Origin of the sequence: Neptuniibacter sp. QD48_55, from assembly GCF_047778115.1 — a bacterium.
Classification (GTDB): Bacteria; Pseudomonadota; Gammaproteobacteria; order Pseudomonadales; family Balneatricaceae; genus Neptuniibacter.
In genome coordinates, this window is the sequence record NZ_CP180555.1 from 281,568 (window position 1) to 296,469 (window position 14,902).

At 43.6% G+C, this 14,902-nt stretch carries 14 protein-coding genes; 6 read left to right on the forward strand and 8 right to left on the reverse strand.

Features of this window, described 5'->3' with window-relative positions; all coding sequences use genetic code 11:
- Window positions 1–6 precede the first annotated feature (6 nt).
- Window positions 7–1,311, forward strand: coding sequence for a hypothetical protein (locus ACMXYW_RS01260; protein ID WP_415904936.1), 1,305 nt, complete (start codon window positions 7–9; stop codon window positions 1,309–1,311).
- Here the strand turns inward: ACMXYW_RS01260 and ACMXYW_RS01265 are convergent.
- The 4 genes from ACMXYW_RS01265 to lpxL all read right to left on the reverse strand — a co-directional run bounded on the left by ACMXYW_RS01265 (window position 1,301) and on the right by lpxL (window position 5,647).
- Complete coding sequence (locus ACMXYW_RS01265) at window positions 1,301–2,587, reverse strand: O-antigen ligase family protein (RefSeq protein ID WP_415904937.1); 1,287 nt, start codon at window positions 2,585–2,587, stop codon at window positions 1,301–1,303. The genes ACMXYW_RS01260 and ACMXYW_RS01265 overlap by 11 nt on opposite strands.
- A gap of 195 nt (window positions 2,588–2,782) precedes the next feature.
- On the reverse strand, window positions 2,783–3,889 hold the full coding sequence (locus tag ACMXYW_RS01270; RefSeq protein WP_415904938.1) for a glycosyltransferase family 4 protein: 1,107 nt from the start codon (window positions 3,887–3,889) through the stop codon (window positions 2,783–2,785).
- Window positions 3,890–3,938: 49 nt separating this feature from the next.
- The gene (locus ACMXYW_RS01275) at window positions 3,939–4,718 is read right to left on the reverse strand and encodes a glycosyltransferase family 32 protein (protein ID WP_415904939.1); all 780 of its coding nucleotides are present in this window, start codon (window positions 4,716–4,718) and stop codon (window positions 3,939–3,941) included.
- 8 nt (window positions 4,719–4,726) lie between these two features.
- Window positions 4,727–5,647: an LpxL/LpxP family Kdo(2)-lipid IV(A) lauroyl/palmitoleoyl acyltransferase gene (gene lpxL, locus ACMXYW_RS01280; protein WP_415904940.1), complete on the reverse strand. Its 921-nt coding sequence runs from the start codon at window positions 5,645–5,647 to the stop codon at window positions 4,727–4,729.
- Between the two features lie 164 nt (window positions 5,648–5,811).
- Between lpxL and msbA the strand changes: the two genes are divergently transcribed.
- Window positions 5,812–7,539, forward strand: a complete 1,728-nt coding sequence (gene msbA, locus ACMXYW_RS01285; RefSeq protein WP_415904941.1) for a lipid A export permease/ATP-binding protein MsbA — start codon at window positions 5,812–5,814, stop codon at window positions 7,537–7,539.
- 24 nt (window positions 7,540–7,563) lie between these two features.
- A complete protein-coding gene (gene hldE, locus ACMXYW_RS01290) occupies window positions 7,564–8,997 on the forward strand; it encodes a bifunctional D-glycero-beta-D-manno-heptose-7-phosphate kinase/D-glycero-beta-D-manno-heptose 1-phosphate adenylyltransferase HldE (RefSeq protein ID WP_415904942.1) in 1,434 nt (477 codons plus the stop codon).
- Window positions 8,998–9,025: 28 nt separating this feature from the next.
- On the opposite strand, the gene ACMXYW_RS01295 is transcribed toward hldE, so the two are convergent.
- Together ACMXYW_RS01295 and ACMXYW_RS01300 are read right to left on the reverse strand one after the other, a co-directional pair.
- A complete protein-coding gene (locus tag ACMXYW_RS01295; protein WP_415904943.1) occupies window positions 9,026–9,829 on the reverse strand; it encodes an aldo/keto reductase in 804 nt (267 codons plus the stop codon).
- Entirely contained in the window at window positions 9,826–11,001 is a 1,176-nt protein-coding gene (locus ACMXYW_RS01300) for an FAD-dependent oxidoreductase (RefSeq protein WP_415904944.1), read from the reverse strand. Before ACMXYW_RS01300 ends, ACMXYW_RS01295 begins: the two co-directional genes overlap by 4 nt.
- A 90-nt stretch (window positions 11,002–11,091) precedes the next feature.
- Here ACMXYW_RS01300 and waaA point away from each other — a divergent pair, with 90 nt between their 5' ends.
- Window positions 11,092–12,369 (forward strand): lipid IV(A) 3-deoxy-D-manno-octulosonic acid transferase, encoded by a 1,278-nt coding sequence (gene waaA, locus ACMXYW_RS01305; protein WP_415904945.1) that lies wholly within the window; start codon window positions 11,092–11,094, stop codon window positions 12,367–12,369.
- Between the two features lie 13 nt (window positions 12,370–12,382).
- Here waaA and ACMXYW_RS01310 read toward each other — a convergent pair whose 3' ends face one another.
- The gene (locus tag ACMXYW_RS01310; RefSeq protein ID WP_415904946.1) at window positions 12,383–12,949 is read right to left on the reverse strand and encodes an SIS domain-containing protein; all 567 of its coding nucleotides are present in this window, start codon (window positions 12,947–12,949) and stop codon (window positions 12,383–12,385) included.
- 1 nt (window position 12,950) lies between these two features.
- Entirely contained in the window at window positions 12,951–13,283 is a 333-nt protein-coding gene (cyaY, locus tag ACMXYW_RS01315; RefSeq protein WP_415904947.1) for an iron donor protein CyaY, read from the reverse strand.
- Window positions 13,284–13,499: 216 nt separating this feature from the next.
- On the opposite strand from cyaY, the gene lptM reads away from it, so the two are divergent.
- Entirely contained in the window at window positions 13,500–13,628 is a 129-nt protein-coding gene (gene lptM, locus ACMXYW_RS01320) for an LPS translocon maturation chaperone LptM (RefSeq protein WP_415883207.1), read from the forward strand.
- A 10-nt stretch (window positions 13,629–13,638) separates the two neighbouring features.
- On the forward strand, window positions 13,639–14,895 hold the full coding sequence (lysA, locus tag ACMXYW_RS01325; protein WP_415904948.1) for a diaminopimelate decarboxylase: 1,257 nt from the start codon (window positions 13,639–13,641) through the stop codon (window positions 14,893–14,895).
- Window positions 14,896–14,902 lie beyond the last annotated feature (7 nt).

A 14,902-nucleotide genomic window follows, 5' to 3' on the forward strand; every position in this document is an offset into this window, starting at 1 on the left:
AGCGTCTTGCCAGCGCCTAAACCTAGTTCAGATGATGATTTGCATCTGTGGGATCACTATTCCGATCAACCGCGAATCATCACTGATAGAACTTATAAAAAGCGGATGAAACGTAAGCATCTTAAGGACTATCTGCTTACCTTTTTGACATCTTGCTTAGTCTTTCCTTTAGCTCTGATCGCTTGGCTATTGAATCGAAAAGTGGAGTCGTCTTCAGCCCATTTCTTTTCCCTTTGTGTCAATTTGGACAAAGGGGAAGAGCAATATGCGTTGGTTGAGGAGCTGGGCTGTAAAAGCTTACAGGTACGATTTTTCCTGTCGGAGATGGATCGTATCGATGAGTATTCTCGGTTTATAGCTGGTTTTGGAGAGAAAGAGATTCTCTTAGTGGTAGTGCAAGATCGCCAGCATATTGGTGATCATCAACTGCTTGCTAAAGATATTGCCAGAGTCTTCGATGTTTTCTCACCTTTAGTAAAGCAGTTTCAAATCGGAACTACTATCAATCGTTCTAAGTGGGGCTTCTTCTCAGTAGCTGAATATTTACAGTTTTATCAGGTGGTACAGACGGTTCGAGATCAGCAGTTCCAGGGGTTAAAGCTATTAGGTCCCTCTGTTATCGACTTTGAATACCCTTACCTTATTAGAGCTCTCTTTAACGGCTTTAAATTGAAGTTCGATAAGGTAGCAGCACTTCTCTATGTAGATCGACGTGGCGCACCAGAGAATCCACAAATGAAGGTATTTGATACCTTTAATAAAATTACGCTCCTTCATAGCATTGCTAGATTAAGTCCTAAAACGTCTAGCAAATTACTGCTAACAGAAGTAAATTGGCCCCTTTCCAATACTGCTCCGTGGGCACCTACCAGCGAAGCTGAGTGCGTAAGTGAAAGCGACTATGCGAACTTTTTGCTTCGCTACCATCTGCAGGCTCTGGCTACCCAGAGAGTCGAATCTGTCCACTGGCATCAGCTTATCGCCCCCGGATATGGTTTGGTCGATAGTCGAGAAGGGTTGCGTAAGCGCGAAGCCTTTTTAGTTTACAAAACTATGTTGGATATTTTGGGGGATGTGGAAGTAGATCATTACCAAAAACAAGGAGAAGTATATCAGCTCGTTTGTAAAAACAATCAATCAAATAGAGATGTGATTGTGCTTTGGGGGAACGAGGTAGAACTGCCTTTGTTAGAGTATCTGAAGCAAGAAAATATCAGCGTGGGAAATAAGCATTTGATGGATAAGTCAGCTGCTACTTTGAATAAAGAGGCTGCCAGAATATCTGACAGTCCAATCTATATCATTGGTTAGATGGTAGTTGTTCTTCGGCTGAGTCTGATTCACTTGCCTTAATCCGTTCAGCAAGCATACTGGTTAATATGACCAATAATCCGGTATACATGATAATCCCTGTATTTAGGAAGATTACTTCTTGGGTGATATTTGCAATAAAGAAGACGCACCCGAAGGATGCTGTAGCTACGGCATATGGTGCTACATCCTTAGGTGATTTTCTCCAAGCCCGGATTCCTAAATAGATTGGGAAGCCTAAAAATAGAATGACAGTTAACAATCCAATTAACCCTCGGCGAGCAAATGAGTTCGCGTAAGCATTGTGTGAATTATCGTATTTGAGTAGTTCTTGACCGAATCGTCCAGCGAGAACTTGTTCATTTTTATAAGCGGTGAATGCTGAAAAACCCATCCCTAAAATTGGTGAAATTTGGCCAGCCTCTAATGCCAACTTCCATTGCCCCAAGCGAATGCCGCTAGATGTGTTTGTCTTTGAACCCTCACTAAAGGCAATGGCGTTTTCGAAGGAGCTTTGGAAGCGATGTTTAATGGAGCTGTTATATAGTATCGTTGCTGAAAGAACTAGAATTATAATTGAAACCACAGCCACTTTTAATTTGCAGATTTTGAATTCATGTAGATATAAAAGGCCAATTAAAAAAGCAATTATCGGAATAACTATAATACTTCCTTTACTTTGACTAAGAAGGCCTGCCCATAATCCGCCTGTAGCCAAGTATATAAGCGGAATTAGAAGGGTTGGTCTGGTGTTTTTTGTTGAGATAACTAAAGCTAACGCTGCGGAAGCAATGGCAATTGCAATCGCGCTAAATTGGATCGCGTTGATGTCACTTCCTGCCCTAGCATAGTCCAGAATATATGTATCGTATCCAGCTTTGATAAGAAGCAATACTGAGCCAGCGGTGAATGCGTTTGCTAAATAACGATAATCTGGTTTGATTACGTTGAGGAGAGGGATAAGGGGGATAAACAAGAGTACTTTTGCTGGTTTATCCAGAAGTCGAGCTTTTTCGCCGAATAATAAAACTTCTAAAATGAAGGCTGCAATATACAGGCACATGATGAAGATAAGGCTTTTCTCAATACGGCTTAGTTGAATATTTTGGCGTACTGTTGGACTAATAAAAAATATGTATGAGAAAAAAATCAAAGCGAAAAATAAGTTGTAGCTATTCTGGAAGGTTACGGAAAAAACAATCAATCCACAGGTTGCAGCTGTAAGGTAATGTCTAGCTAAGTTTAAAATGTTCATGTTTTTTAAGCTAGCTAGCATTTGAGTCCCGGTTCTATATTGGTGTTGCTGTCTTTTTACTAACCTGCGGTTTATATCTTGGACCTCAAAAGTAAAGCTTATGAAGCGAAGAGCAGGTATACCACTGAGGTATATTTTAATGGAAAGACTGTTGATATGAAGATCTAATTTTGATTTCTTGTCATGCTTAAGTCGAGTCTGAGTGCTCTATAGAACTTATGTGATGATATTGTTAAGTAAACCTCGCACTTCTTTAAATTGTTGTTGGCTTTCAAACTTTGATAATGCTTTTTGTCGGCCTGACTCTGCTAGTTTGTGTCTAAGGTCTTGAGCCTCGATATAAGTAGCGAGTTTCTTCGATAGGTCATCTGCATTCTGATTCTCAAACAGTAAACCATCCTGTTCGTGGTCGATTATTTCTAGTGGCCCACCACTATTACTGGCTAAGACAGCAGTACCTGTATGCATAGCTTCTACTAGAACCATGCCAAATGTTTCTTTGTTTGTTGCAAGTACAACACAATCGCTAATAGCCATCAGATCTTGGACGTTATTCACAAAGCCGGTGAAGGTAACTTGTGACGATAGCCCTTTATCAGAAATCTGCTTTTTTAATTGCTCTAGATAGCTTTCGTCCATTGGGTTGCCAATAAACATGACTTTTGCGTTTGGCTTATTAAGCTTTTGTAACGCGTCAATTAATAGACCTTGGCCCTTGGCAGGCTCAATGCGACCGGCGATTGTTATCACAAAGCTTTCAGCAAGTTGGTACATCTCTTTCAGAGCTTCTTGTGAGGCTTTGTCTAAAGATTGATATATCGGAGCACCGATATAAGAAACTTCAACAGTCGGTCTTATCTCCTGAGGAATGTACTGAGTAATTTGTTCTTGAACTTGCTGTGTTACTGCAATCATTAGATCAAGATTTTTGTAGAGCCAGCGATGATATAAGTCACTTTTGAAGCGCGTCATATTCATATGTCGACTTTGCACGAGCTTGGGCTTACGTTTACTTAGCTTTTTAGCCAACACACTTAAAGGGAGATCTTTCGTCCAATGTAAATGAATCAAATCTATTTTGTTGGTATCTATGTAGGTAGCTAATTGCTTTGCATTTTTGAAAATATTTTTCCATGCATGTCTATGTAGCTGCAACATTTTCAGATCAACATTTTCAGATAGAGACGAAGCTAGCTTACTATTCTGAGCAACAGCCACATGAATGCCTATTTCGTTATTTAGATAGCAGCTTAAGCGTTGCATATAAAGCTCAAGGCCACCTAAATCGGGAGATAGGCATAGTTGTAGAATTTGCTTACTCATTGATATTGTTCCAAGGGTGGTATTAGGTTTTGGCTTTCTGTGCTCGAAGCTAGTCTTTAAGAAGGTCTTCTTTCTTTGCGTGAGTCCATTTCCCTCTCGGTTTATCGATATATTGGAAATGCTCATTGGTAAAGCTGCCTTGAATACAAGTGATCTTGTAATACCTGTGATTGACGCTGTCTTCACCGATTGCGTTATTGAATACAGCAGGGCCAGTCAAATCATAAACGCCTCGGCCAATGTTTCTGTCTTGAATGTTTTTGACAATAGTTTCAATTGTCTTGGTTAAGAAACGATTTTCAGGGGCGCTGGCAATGAAGTAGTTAGTGTAATGCTCTTTGTTAAGAAGAAACACTTCCTCATCTTCCTCGTTGATCATTTTAGATATTGGCCAAACAGCATGAGCATCAATATCCATATATATACCACCGTGATGGTTTAGGGTGATCATACGCCAAAGGTCGGCTTGAGCAGCGCCATCAGTTAGCTTCTCATAAGCTTCTGCTATATCGGCTGAGGAATTCTCTTTGATAAACGTCAGGCGGTCTTCTGTGCTGACATAACGATATTCAAAATCAGGTGAAATCAAACGATTGAATAGGTAATTACAATAAACAGGTAAGCTTACACGGTTAGTGTAGTTCGTCTGCCAGATGATTTTTGGAATCTGTGTATTCTTCTTTGCTTTGACTAAAGGATTGCTCTGCGTTGGGATAGTGAAGCGCTTCTTCGGAAATAAAAAATGAAAAATAAAAGAAAACCCTTTCACCAGTGCCCCGAAAAGCTTGGCAAGTCGATTAACTAGAATGATCTTTAAAGGCAATTTCATCTGTGGTCCTACTGCGTTGAGGATGTCTGATAAGGGCTTTCCTTGCCATTTAACTGTGTTTTAAATCGTTTGTGAACCCACATATATTGTGTGGGTGCTTTTCTTACGCCTGCTTCAACGGCTAAATTCACTAATGTCGCGTCTTCAACTTCATCCCCGCTAGGAAAATTTTCCACAGGAACAATTTCTACAATGTAGCCAGAATCGTCTTCTTTGCGGCGTTGTTGCATTGATAGAAGAGGGGAGTTGTTTAATTTCACCATGCGAGTTGTAGCTGTCACGGTAGCTGCTGTTTGGCCAAAGAAAGGCACAAAAACCGATGTTTTATGACCCATGTCTTGATCAGGTCCATACCAAACAACCTGGTTTTTCTTGAGGCAGCGAATAATTTCTCGTAACTGTTTTCGCTCAATAGGGCGGCTAAACGAAGCACGCCCTTGGTGGATTGTTTTTTCCATTAACGGATTATTGTGTTGGCGGTACATAGAGATTAGTGGAGCGCCATGTCCAGAAAAGAGCATGCCGCCTAAATCTAAGTGAGAATAATGGGCGCCAAGTAAGATGACGCCCCGCCCTTGGCTCAATGCATCATCTAGTAATTCAAAGCCGCGATATTCTGTGCGCTCTTGTAGAGCTTTTTTGTTGCCCCAATATGACCAAGCGGTCTCTACTAAACCGATACTGTTATTTTTGAACACCTCTCGAACAAATTGGTTGCGCTCGGCTTCGTTGAGTTCAGGAAAGCATAGCTGGCAGTTAACATTCGTTATGTGTCGGCGCTTTGGTAGTAAATAGTAAAGCGCAATACCTAGAAGACGGCCGAAAGCTAAACCCATTTTAAAAGGCAGTAACGCGAGCATTCTAAGTAGAATAACGCCTAGCCAAGTTGGCCAGTATTTTGGGGCTAAAAAGGATTCAGTTTTATTCACAGTCAATCAGATCTTGATCAATAAGCTAGCGATTATACGTGTCTCCTTGTTTGTCAGCTAGAGAGAAGGTTGGGGAAGTTAGATCGTCAGGTTATAATGCCGGGCTAATTTCTTAAGATTTATACCTATCTATGTCTACAAATGACCAAGAAAAAGGTGTGGGGATGAAAATCTATTTTCGTCTTTTGACCTATGTTCGCCCTTATTGGCTACCTTTTTTATTGGGCATCTTTGGATTTATCCTCTATGCCAGTGCCCAGACTGGATTTGCTGCGTTGATGGAATACTTGATTGATGCCATTGGTGAGGAAAAAGAGGGGACGTATATATATGGTCCTCTTGCAGTGATTGGCATAGCGATCGTTCGCGGTATTGGCACTTTTATGGGTAACTTTTTCACTGCCTACGTAGCGCGTAATATTGTGCATCAGCTTAGAATAGTAATGTTCGATAAGTTACTGCAAATACCGTTAGACTATTTTCACAACAATTCATCAGGACATATTCTTTCAAAAATATCATACAATGTTGAACAGGTCACAAATGCGGCCACAGACTCGCTTAAAGTGACTGTCCGTGAAGGTATGACCGTAATTGGGCTCTTTGGTTATCTGCTTTATCTTAATTGGCAGCTCACCCTTGTCTTTATTGCAGTATCCCCATTGATCGCTTTGGTTGTAATGATCGCTTCTAAGCGCTTTCGTCGTTTAGGTCATCGTATTCAAGATTCCATGGGAGATGTAACTCACGTCGCTTCAGAGAATGTTCAAGGTGTTCAAATTGTTCGTACCTTTGGTGGCTGTGAGAAAGAAAGAGAACGTTTTGCGCAAGCTAGTGGTCAGAATTTGCGTCAAAGTTTGAAACTGGCGTTCACTGAAGGGTTAAGTGTTCCTATTGTTCAGATTATTGTTTCCAGTGCCTTAGCCCTCCTGATTTTCTTAGCTCTGCACCCAATGATGAATAACGATATGACCGCTGGACAGTTTATTGCGTTTATTATAGCTGCGGGTCTAATCGCTAAGCCTCTGCGTGCATTAACCGAAGTAAATAGTGCAATTCAGCGGGGTATTGCTGCTGCTAAGAGTATCTTTGAATTAGTAGATGAATCCGAAGAAGAAAACACTGGAAGTTTGGTTGCTAAGACTGATTCAGGAAGTAGCCGTCTTGAGTTTAAAGATCTTTGTTTCTCTTATCTGCCAAATAAACCGGTGCTTAATCGTCTAAGTCTTAACGTGGAGCCAGGGCAAACAGTGGCACTCGTTGGTCGATCAGGTAGTGGTAAATCCACGTTGGCAAGTTTGATTCCTCGTTTTTATGAGCCAACCAGTGGAGCAATTCTTTTAAACGGGCATAAACTAGATGACTACGAGTTGATCTCTTTACGATCACAAATCGCATTAGTGACCCAAAATGTTTTCCTGTTTGATGGCACGATTCGAGATAATATCGCCTATGGTGCCGATTCGGATATCGGCGAGTCAGAGATTGTAGACGCTGCTCGTGCAGCCCATGTGATGGAGTTTGTTGAGCGAATGCCTGACGGATTAGATACACATGTGGGCGAAAAAGGTACCAAACTATCTGGCGGTCAGCGTCAGCGCATAGCGATTGCGCGTGCGATATTGAGAAATGCACCAGTCCTTATTCTTGATGAGGCGACATCAGCTTTGGATACAGAGTCAGAGCGTCATATCCAAGCTGCTTTAGAAAATGTCATGAAAGGGCGAACGACCTTGGTGATCGCACATCGACTTTCAACTATAGAGTCAGCAGACCAGATAGTGGTGATGGATCAAGGCCAAATAATGGAGAAAGGATCGCATGCGGAGCTGTTAGAGCAAGGTGGAATGTATGCGGATCTTTACCAGAAGCAGTTTACTGAAAATGACTGAGCATCTTAGTCACGGAGAAATTGAATGAAAATCAATATGCCACGTTTTGATAAAGCACAGGTTCTAGTAGTAGGGGACCTAATGCTAGATCGTTATTGGCATGGGCCGACTTCAAGAATTTCCCCTGAAGCACCGGTGCCAGTGGTAAAAGTTGAGCAGAATGAGGATCGCCCAGGTGGCGCTGCCAACGTTGCATTGAATGTGACCGCTTTAGGAGCAGGTGTTTCTTTAGTTGGTTTAGTGGGTAAAGACGAAGCGGGTGAAGCACTTCAGAAGCAGTTGACCTCAGCTCGAGTGAACTGTGCTTTTTCGATTACTGAAGAAGAGCCGACGATCACTAAATTACGTATTATTAGTCGTCACCAACAATTGATTCGCTTGGATTTTGAAGAGGCTTTCTCTGCTGAACACAGCGAAAGTATTCAATCAGAATTAGAGCCTTTATTGGGCAATGTTGGGGTTTTGGTGCTGTCGGATTACGGTAAAGGCACTCTATCTGATTGCCAAGGTTTAATTAAAGCAGCAAAAACCGAAAATGTACCGGTGCTGGTTGACCCTAAAGGCAGTGACTTTAGTAAGTATCGTGGTGCAACATTATTGACGCCTAACCTGTCCGAATTTGAAGCCATTGTTGGACATTGTGCATCTGATGAAGAACTTGTTTCTAAAGGACAGGCGTTAGCGAAAGAACTTGAACTAGACGCTTTGCTGGTGACCCGTAGTGAGCATGGTATGACTCTGATTCCTGCTGAAGGCGATGAGGTTCATTTCCCTGCACGTGCACGCGAAGTGTTCGATGTAACAGGTGCTGGCGATACCGTTATATCTACCCTTGCTTCAGCTTTAGCGGCGGGTGAGGAGCTCACTAATGCTGTGGCTTTATCTAATATCGCAGCGAGCATTGTTGTTGGTAAATTGGGTACTGCGGCTATCAGTGCGCCAGAACTGCGTCGTGCAGTGACTAAAGAGCAAGGTGCTGAGCGCGGTGTAGTGACCGAAGAGCAGTTGCTGATTGCGCTGGCTGATGCGCGTGCAGCTGGCGAGAGTATTGTATTTACTAATGGTTGCTTCGATATCTTACATGCGGGTCATGTTGGTTACCTTGAACAAGCACGAGCGCAAGGTGATCGCCTTGTTTTAGCTATCAATAGTGATGAATCAGTTAGTCGTTTAAAAGGACCGGGTCGGCCTATTAATCCGGTTGAGCGTCGTATGGCAGTGTTGTCTGGTTTGGAAGCGGTCGATTGGGTGCTGTACTTTACTGAAGATACCCCAGAGCGTTTGCTGGAACAGGTGAAGCCTGATGTCTTAGTCAAAGGCGGCGACTATGGCATTGAAGGTGTTGTTGGCGGTGAGTTTGTGCGTAGTTATGGTGGTGAGGTTAGAGTGCTTTCCTTCCTAGATAACTGCTCTACTACAGCAATTGTTGAGAAAATTCAGGGCGATAGCGACGAATAGTCGGCTATCGCACTCTGGTTAAGCTAGTTTAGATCGCAAGTTTACTGAGCGCGGTATTCGCCGCGTTCACATTACTCGCTAGATGCTTAGGATTGATTGTGCCAATAATGGCTGATGTCACACCAGGATGGGCATAAATAAAGTCAAAACTTGCTTGAATAGGGTCTTGGCTTTGATCTAGGCAGATATGACCCGAAGCGAGTGCCTTTTTAAGTAAGATTCCTTTATTGTTTTGGGCTGCATAGTCCAACACGGCTTCTTCATCTCGATGGTTCAAATTGTAGGTCACCATCGCGCAATCAGATTTCTCTAAAGCTAATAATCCGCCTTCAACAGTCTTAGTCGACATTCCGGTCGCACGGATTTTGCCTGACTGTTTTAACTCCTCTAGAACATCCAAAATACCGTACTTGCGGATGATCTCTACATCATTTCCATCAGAGTGAACCAGTAACATATCAATATAATCAGTGTGTAAGCGTTTAAGACTACGCTCGACACTGTATTGCACATGCTCCGGTGTGAAATTGAAGCCGGATTCACCAGTCGTATTGTCAAACTCTTCACCAACTTTTGAGCAGATAATCCAGTCGTTGCGTTGCCCTTCAAGCAGAGGCCCTAAGCGCTCTTCGCTATTGCCATAAGCAGGGGCTGTATCGATCAGGTTGATGCCTAAATCTTTAGCTTGTGCGATTAAATCAAGCACTGCTTTGTCATCAGGGATGGTAAATCCTGTTGGGTATTTGACGCCTTTATCACGACCGATTTTTACAGTGCCTAGGCCGATGGGTGAGATCTTTAAACCCGTTTGCGCTAGTTCTCGTTTAATCAAAACTCACTTTCCCATAAAGGCTGTGCGGTTTCTGGCTTAGGAAGTGCACTTAGAGGCGAAAGGTCAGTATCAGATGATATTTTCTTACATAAAGGTAACACTTGATCGGCTAAATCAGGCGATAGCGCTAATTTTGTTGGCCAAGCCACGATGCAATTGCCGACTTTCTGTGCAAAAGCAGAATCGGGCCTTGAAAGAGATGATTGCTTTGGTTCAGCACGATTGACATGGAATGTGCTCCATTGCGCATCTGAAAGGTCGACCCAAGGGAGAAGATCTGAAATAGCTTTTTTAGCAAATTGAATCTGTTCAGATGGAGAGCGATCTAACCCGGTTTCAGCTACATCGCCGCCAAGGTACCAAACCTGTTTACCATCACTGCAAGGGTGAGTAGTAATCGTTGCTACTGGTTTGCTGCCAGTACCAATACAGTGGGCAAACGTAGGCAAATTGTGGTCGTGCTTGACCATCACCATATGCAAAGGGCGTTTTTGCATCTCAGGCTGCTCGAGCGCTAATTGACTAGCAATAGATTCGTAGCCTTCACCAGAGGTCAGCACCAACTGAGCAGTTTCCAGTGTTAGGTTATGCTCCTCAAAGGCGATGCTCTGAATCTGTTGATCCTGAATCTGGATTTCAGCTTGGTTGAGATCCGCTTTGAATATGCGATCTTCAACAGGTGCTCTTAGTGCATCAATCACGGTTGGCACGTTTAATACCAGCTCATTCAAACGGTAGAGAGACCCTTTAAATTTGGAATTAGAAAACACTTTAGGGCGATCTGATTTTGATACCTCTTCAACACGTCCGCGAAAGGCTTTGGTCGCAAAGAAGGTAGTCATGCGAGAGCCTAAAGAGCCTTTAGACCACATATAGTGAGCTTCAGATAGAACTTCTACAGAAGTGAGGTCTACTTCGCCGTTGCCATTTAGGCAATCACGCCAGCGTTGCGGCATCTCTTTGATTGTATTGGATGCTTGGGTCAGTACGCCGTTTAGAGCATACTTGGTACCGCCATGAATGATCCCTTGTGCGCGGATGGTCTGTCCGCCTCCTAAGGTGTCTTTTTCCAGCAAAATGGCATTCAAGCCATCTTTTACTGCTCTATTGAGAAGCCAAAGGCCAGCAACGCCGCCGCCCACGATTACGAGATCAAGTTTAAGTGTATTCATAGATGGCATTATAAGCATGGGGGCGCTTAGGAGCTAGCCGATGCGTGTTATACTAGGTGACTTTATTGTCGACTGGCGTGCTCACTTTTTATGAATCGCACTCTCTATACTTGCCTGTTTTATATCGCTCTACCGTTTATTTTGCTGAAGTTATGGTTGCGAGGGCGTAAAGCGCCCGCTTATCGCCAGCGTTGGCAAGAGAGACTTGGGTTTTTCCAATCGCCAGCTTTTGACGATCGCCCTTTGTGGATTCATGCTGTTTCTGTCGGTGAGGCACTGGCGATTATTCCTCTCGTTAAACTGATACAAGCCCGCTATCCGCAGCTCCCCATTGTGATGACTACTATGACACCAACGGGCGCGGAGCGAATCATAGACACCTTCGGTGATAGCGTGACTCACTATTACTGTCCTTATGATGCGCCTTGTGCGATCAATCGTTTTCTTTCCAAAGTGAAACCGCGCAGTTGTGTGGTTGTTGAAACGGAATTATGGCCAAACATGATTGCAGGTTGTGCCAAACACGATGTGCCTGTGTTAGTGGCAAATGCACGTTTATCTGCAAGATCTGCAAAGGGGTACGCTCGTTTCAGCAATATGGCTGATCAGATGCTAAAGCAGATCACTAAGATAGCTGCGCAAAATAGCGTTGATGGTCAGCGCTTCGTGGATTTAGGTCTTCCAAAGAGCGCTTTGGAGGTAACAGGTTCCATCAAATTTGATGTCTCAGCTCCAGAAGGGAGTGAACGTTTGGCTGTAGCCCTACGAGAAATGTGGGGTGCGGATCGACCGGTCTTTATTGCTGCAAGTACGCATGAAGGCGAAGAAAGTGCGATCTTAAATGTATATCACAAGCTGCTGGAGAGCACACCAGAGCTATTGTTGGTCATTGTCCCTCGCCACCCAGAACGATTTGACGGAGTTGCGGAGCTTATAAAACAGCAAGGCTTTAAGTTGGCGCGTCGTAGCTTAGGTCAACAGCCGAGCCCTAAAACTCAAGTGTATCTTGGCGACACTATGGGGGAGCTTATGAAACTGTTAGCGGCGGCTGATATTGCGTTTGTTGGCGGTAGTTTAATTGAGCGCGGTGGGCATAATCCATTGGAGCCAGCAGTTTTAAAGAAAGCCGTTGTTATGGGGCCATACTTCTTTAATTTCCAAATTATTTGCGACTCTTTACGCGAATCTGGTGGGTTGGTTGTAGTCGAAGATGAAACGGCATTGCTGCAACAGATCGAGAAATTGATACAAGCGCCTGCTGAAAGAGAGAGAATTGGCGAGTTAGGTCAGGCATTTGTGAAGGAAAATCAAGGCGCATTGGATCGTTTATACGCCTTGACTGAGCGGGTCTGCATTAATAGAAATTAATGCGGACGAACCATTAGGCGTTGCTAGTGGTTCGTCTGTCCATCTCTTCGCACAACCAGTGGCCTACAAAAATGTGGGCTTCTTGAATGCGTGCTGTTTCATCAGATGGTACGCGGATTAGGTGGTCGGCAATATCGTTTAGCTTACCGCCATGAGAGCCTGTCCAAGCCCAAGTGGTGCAACCGATCTCTTTCGCCGCTTCAATCGCATCAATGACGTTAGCACTGTTGCCTGAAGTCGAAATGCCGATAATCAAGTCTTCAGGTTTGGCTAGTGCTTGTAGCTGTCGAGTGAAAACAGAATCATAACTGTAGTCGTTGCTGTGAGCGGTAAGAATCGATGTATCAACCGTAAGTGCTATCGCTGCCAGTGGACGACGTTCTGCCTTGTAACGTACAACAAACTCAGCTGCTAGGTGTTGGCTGTCGGCTGCGCTACCACCGTTGCCCATAAAGATCAATTTGCCGCCTTGGTCGAAGCATTGCTCTATTTGAACGGCCAGGAGCTGGCTATCAGCAGCAATTTTGTCTAACTGGTTGAAGGTGTCAAAGTGGCGTTGTAGCGCATTTGAAAATGACATATTAAGCTCCAGTTAGATCAAACGTCAGAGTTTCGCCCGCTTGTTCAGCAAAGGCTTTGCCGAAGAAATCTTCAAGCTTTTGGCCGTCGCTATCCAAAACCCAGCTGTTAAGGTTTTCATCATAGTCAAAGTGGAAACCACCGCTCTTGGTTGCCAACCATAGTTGTTTAACCGGAGCCTGACGGGTAAAAATAAGCTGAGTGCGGTTTTCACAGATGATCGTTAAAATTCCACCGCCGAACTGAACATCAATATCGGTTTCTGCATCATCTAGCACTTCTTCAATCTGTTCTAATGTTTCATCAACCAGATCGTTAAATTCGCTTTCAGTCATGTTTACTCCGGCGTAGTTGCCTTGAAATCGTGTTTATAGAGGCGAAGTATATCAAGCAATAGCTAAAAGCCGAAGAATGGTTCTCATTAACTCCCAAATTTATGGATTAAAAGGCAGTTTTTTCCTTATATCTGCTTGGATATGAAAAACGTTTTTATGAAATCTCTGTGAACTAGGTATAATCGACGCATTAGACCGTTTAATGGGATTCCCACTGTGAAAACGCAGACCAAACGAATTGGATTAGTTGTCCTGCTTAGTATGTTAGTACTGGGTGGGTGTGGCCAGAAAGGCCCATTGTATCTGCCTGATGCAGAAAATCAGAAAAAGTCACAGCAGAAGTAAGAGAATTTTCATGGATTCATTCGAATATAAAAATGGGCAGCTCTGCTGTGAAGAAATTGCTTTAACACGTGTTGCCGAAGAGTTTGGTACACCAACCTATGTGTATTCTCGTGATGCACTTGAGCGTGCTTATCTAGCATACGCAGATGCATTAAAAGGGCATGACTCATTAGTTTGTTATGCCGTAAAAGCTAACTCCAACATTGCAGTGCTAAATGTACTTGCGCGCCTAGGTGCTGGTTTCGATATTGTATCTGCCGGTGAGCTAGAACGTGTTCTACGTGCAGGTGGCGATGCTTCCAAAGTGGTTTTCTCTGGTGTTGGTAAACAGCCAGCAGAAATTGCGCGTGCTCTTGAAGTCGGTATTCGTTGCTTTAACATTGAGTCAGAAGCTGAGCTTGAGCGTGTAAACGAAGTCGCTGGTGCTGAAGGCAAAGTGGCTGCGATCTCATTCCGTGTGAACCCAGATGTAGATGCAGGTACCCATCCTTATATCTCTACAGGTTTGAAAGAGAATAAGTTTGGTATCGATATTGATGAAGCTGTACGCATATATGGTCGCGCAGCTCAGATGGAAAATGTTGATGTTGTCGGCATGGACTGCCACATCGGCAGTCAGCTAACGGAAGTTACTCCATTCCTAGATGCACTCGACCGTGTATTGGTACTAGTAGATCAGTTAGCTGAGCAAGGTATTACAATTAAGCATTTGGATTTGGGCGGTGGTCTAGGTGTTTGTTACACCGATGAAGTGCCTCCAACGCCTCAAGAATATATTTCTGAAGTTCTTAAGAAAGTTGAAGGTCGTGACCTTGAGCTGATTTTTGAGCCTGGTCGTTCTATCGCGGCCAATGCCGGTGTAATGCTGACTCGTGTTGAGTTTTTGAAGTGTACGGGCGAGAAAAATTTCGCAATCATTGATGGTGCAATGAATGATTTGATCCGTCCATCTTTATACAGCGCTTATCAGGAGATTGTTCCGGTAATGTTGCGCGAAGGTGGTGAAGAAAAACAGTGGGATCTTGTAGGTCCTGTTTGTGAAACGGGTGACTTCTTAGGTAAAGATCGTGCGCTAACGCTAGATGCGGGTGATTTACTTGCCGTTTGTTCTGCAGGTGCTTATGGTTTTGTTATGGCATCTAACTACAACAGCCGTGGTCGTCCTGCTGAAGTGATGGTAGATGACAATCAATTCCACCTGATTCGTAAGCGTGAAACTCTGGCTGACCTAGTTAAGGGTGAGCAGCTGTTACCTAAGGATCGCTAGGGGTTAT

What these genes read in the sequence shown, in the direction of transcription:
- waaA (WP_415904945.1), top strand. Translation starts at nt 11,092, where the DNA reads ATGAATCGCACTCTCTATACTTGCCTGTTTTATATCGCTCTACCGTTT.
- lysA (WP_415904948.1), top strand. Translation starts at nt 13,639, where the DNA reads ATGGATTCATTCGAATATAAAAATGGGCAGCTCTGCTGTGAAGAAATT.
- ACMXYW_RS01270 (WP_415904938.1), bottom strand. Translation starts at nt 3,889, where the DNA reads ATGAGTAAGCAAATTCTACAACTATGCCTATCTCCCGATTTAGGTGGC.
- hldE (WP_415904942.1), top strand. Translation starts at nt 7,564, where the DNA reads ATGAAAATCAATATGCCACGTTTTGATAAAGCACAGGTTCTAGTAGTA.
- ACMXYW_RS01265 (WP_415904937.1), bottom strand. Translation starts at nt 2,587, where the DNA reads ATGCTAGCTAGCTTAAAAAACATGAACATTTTAAACTTAGCTAGACAT.
- msbA (WP_415904941.1), top strand. Translation starts at nt 5,812, where the DNA reads ATGAAAATCTATTTTCGTCTTTTGACCTATGTTCGCCCTTATTGGCTA.
- ACMXYW_RS01300 (WP_415904944.1), bottom strand. Translation starts at nt 11,001, where the DNA reads ATGAATACACTTAAACTTGATCTCGTAATCGTGGGCGGCGGCGTTGCT.
- cyaY (WP_415904947.1), bottom strand. Translation starts at nt 13,283, where the DNA reads ATGACTGAAAGCGAATTTAACGATCTGGTTGATGAAACATTAGAACAG.
- ACMXYW_RS01310 (WP_415904946.1), bottom strand. Translation starts at nt 12,949, where the DNA reads ATGTCATTTTCAAATGCGCTACAACGCCACTTTGACACCTTCAACCAG.
- ACMXYW_RS01275 (WP_415904939.1), bottom strand. Translation starts at nt 4,718, where the DNA reads ATGAAATTGCCTTTAAAGATCATTCTAGTTAATCGACTTGCCAAGCTT.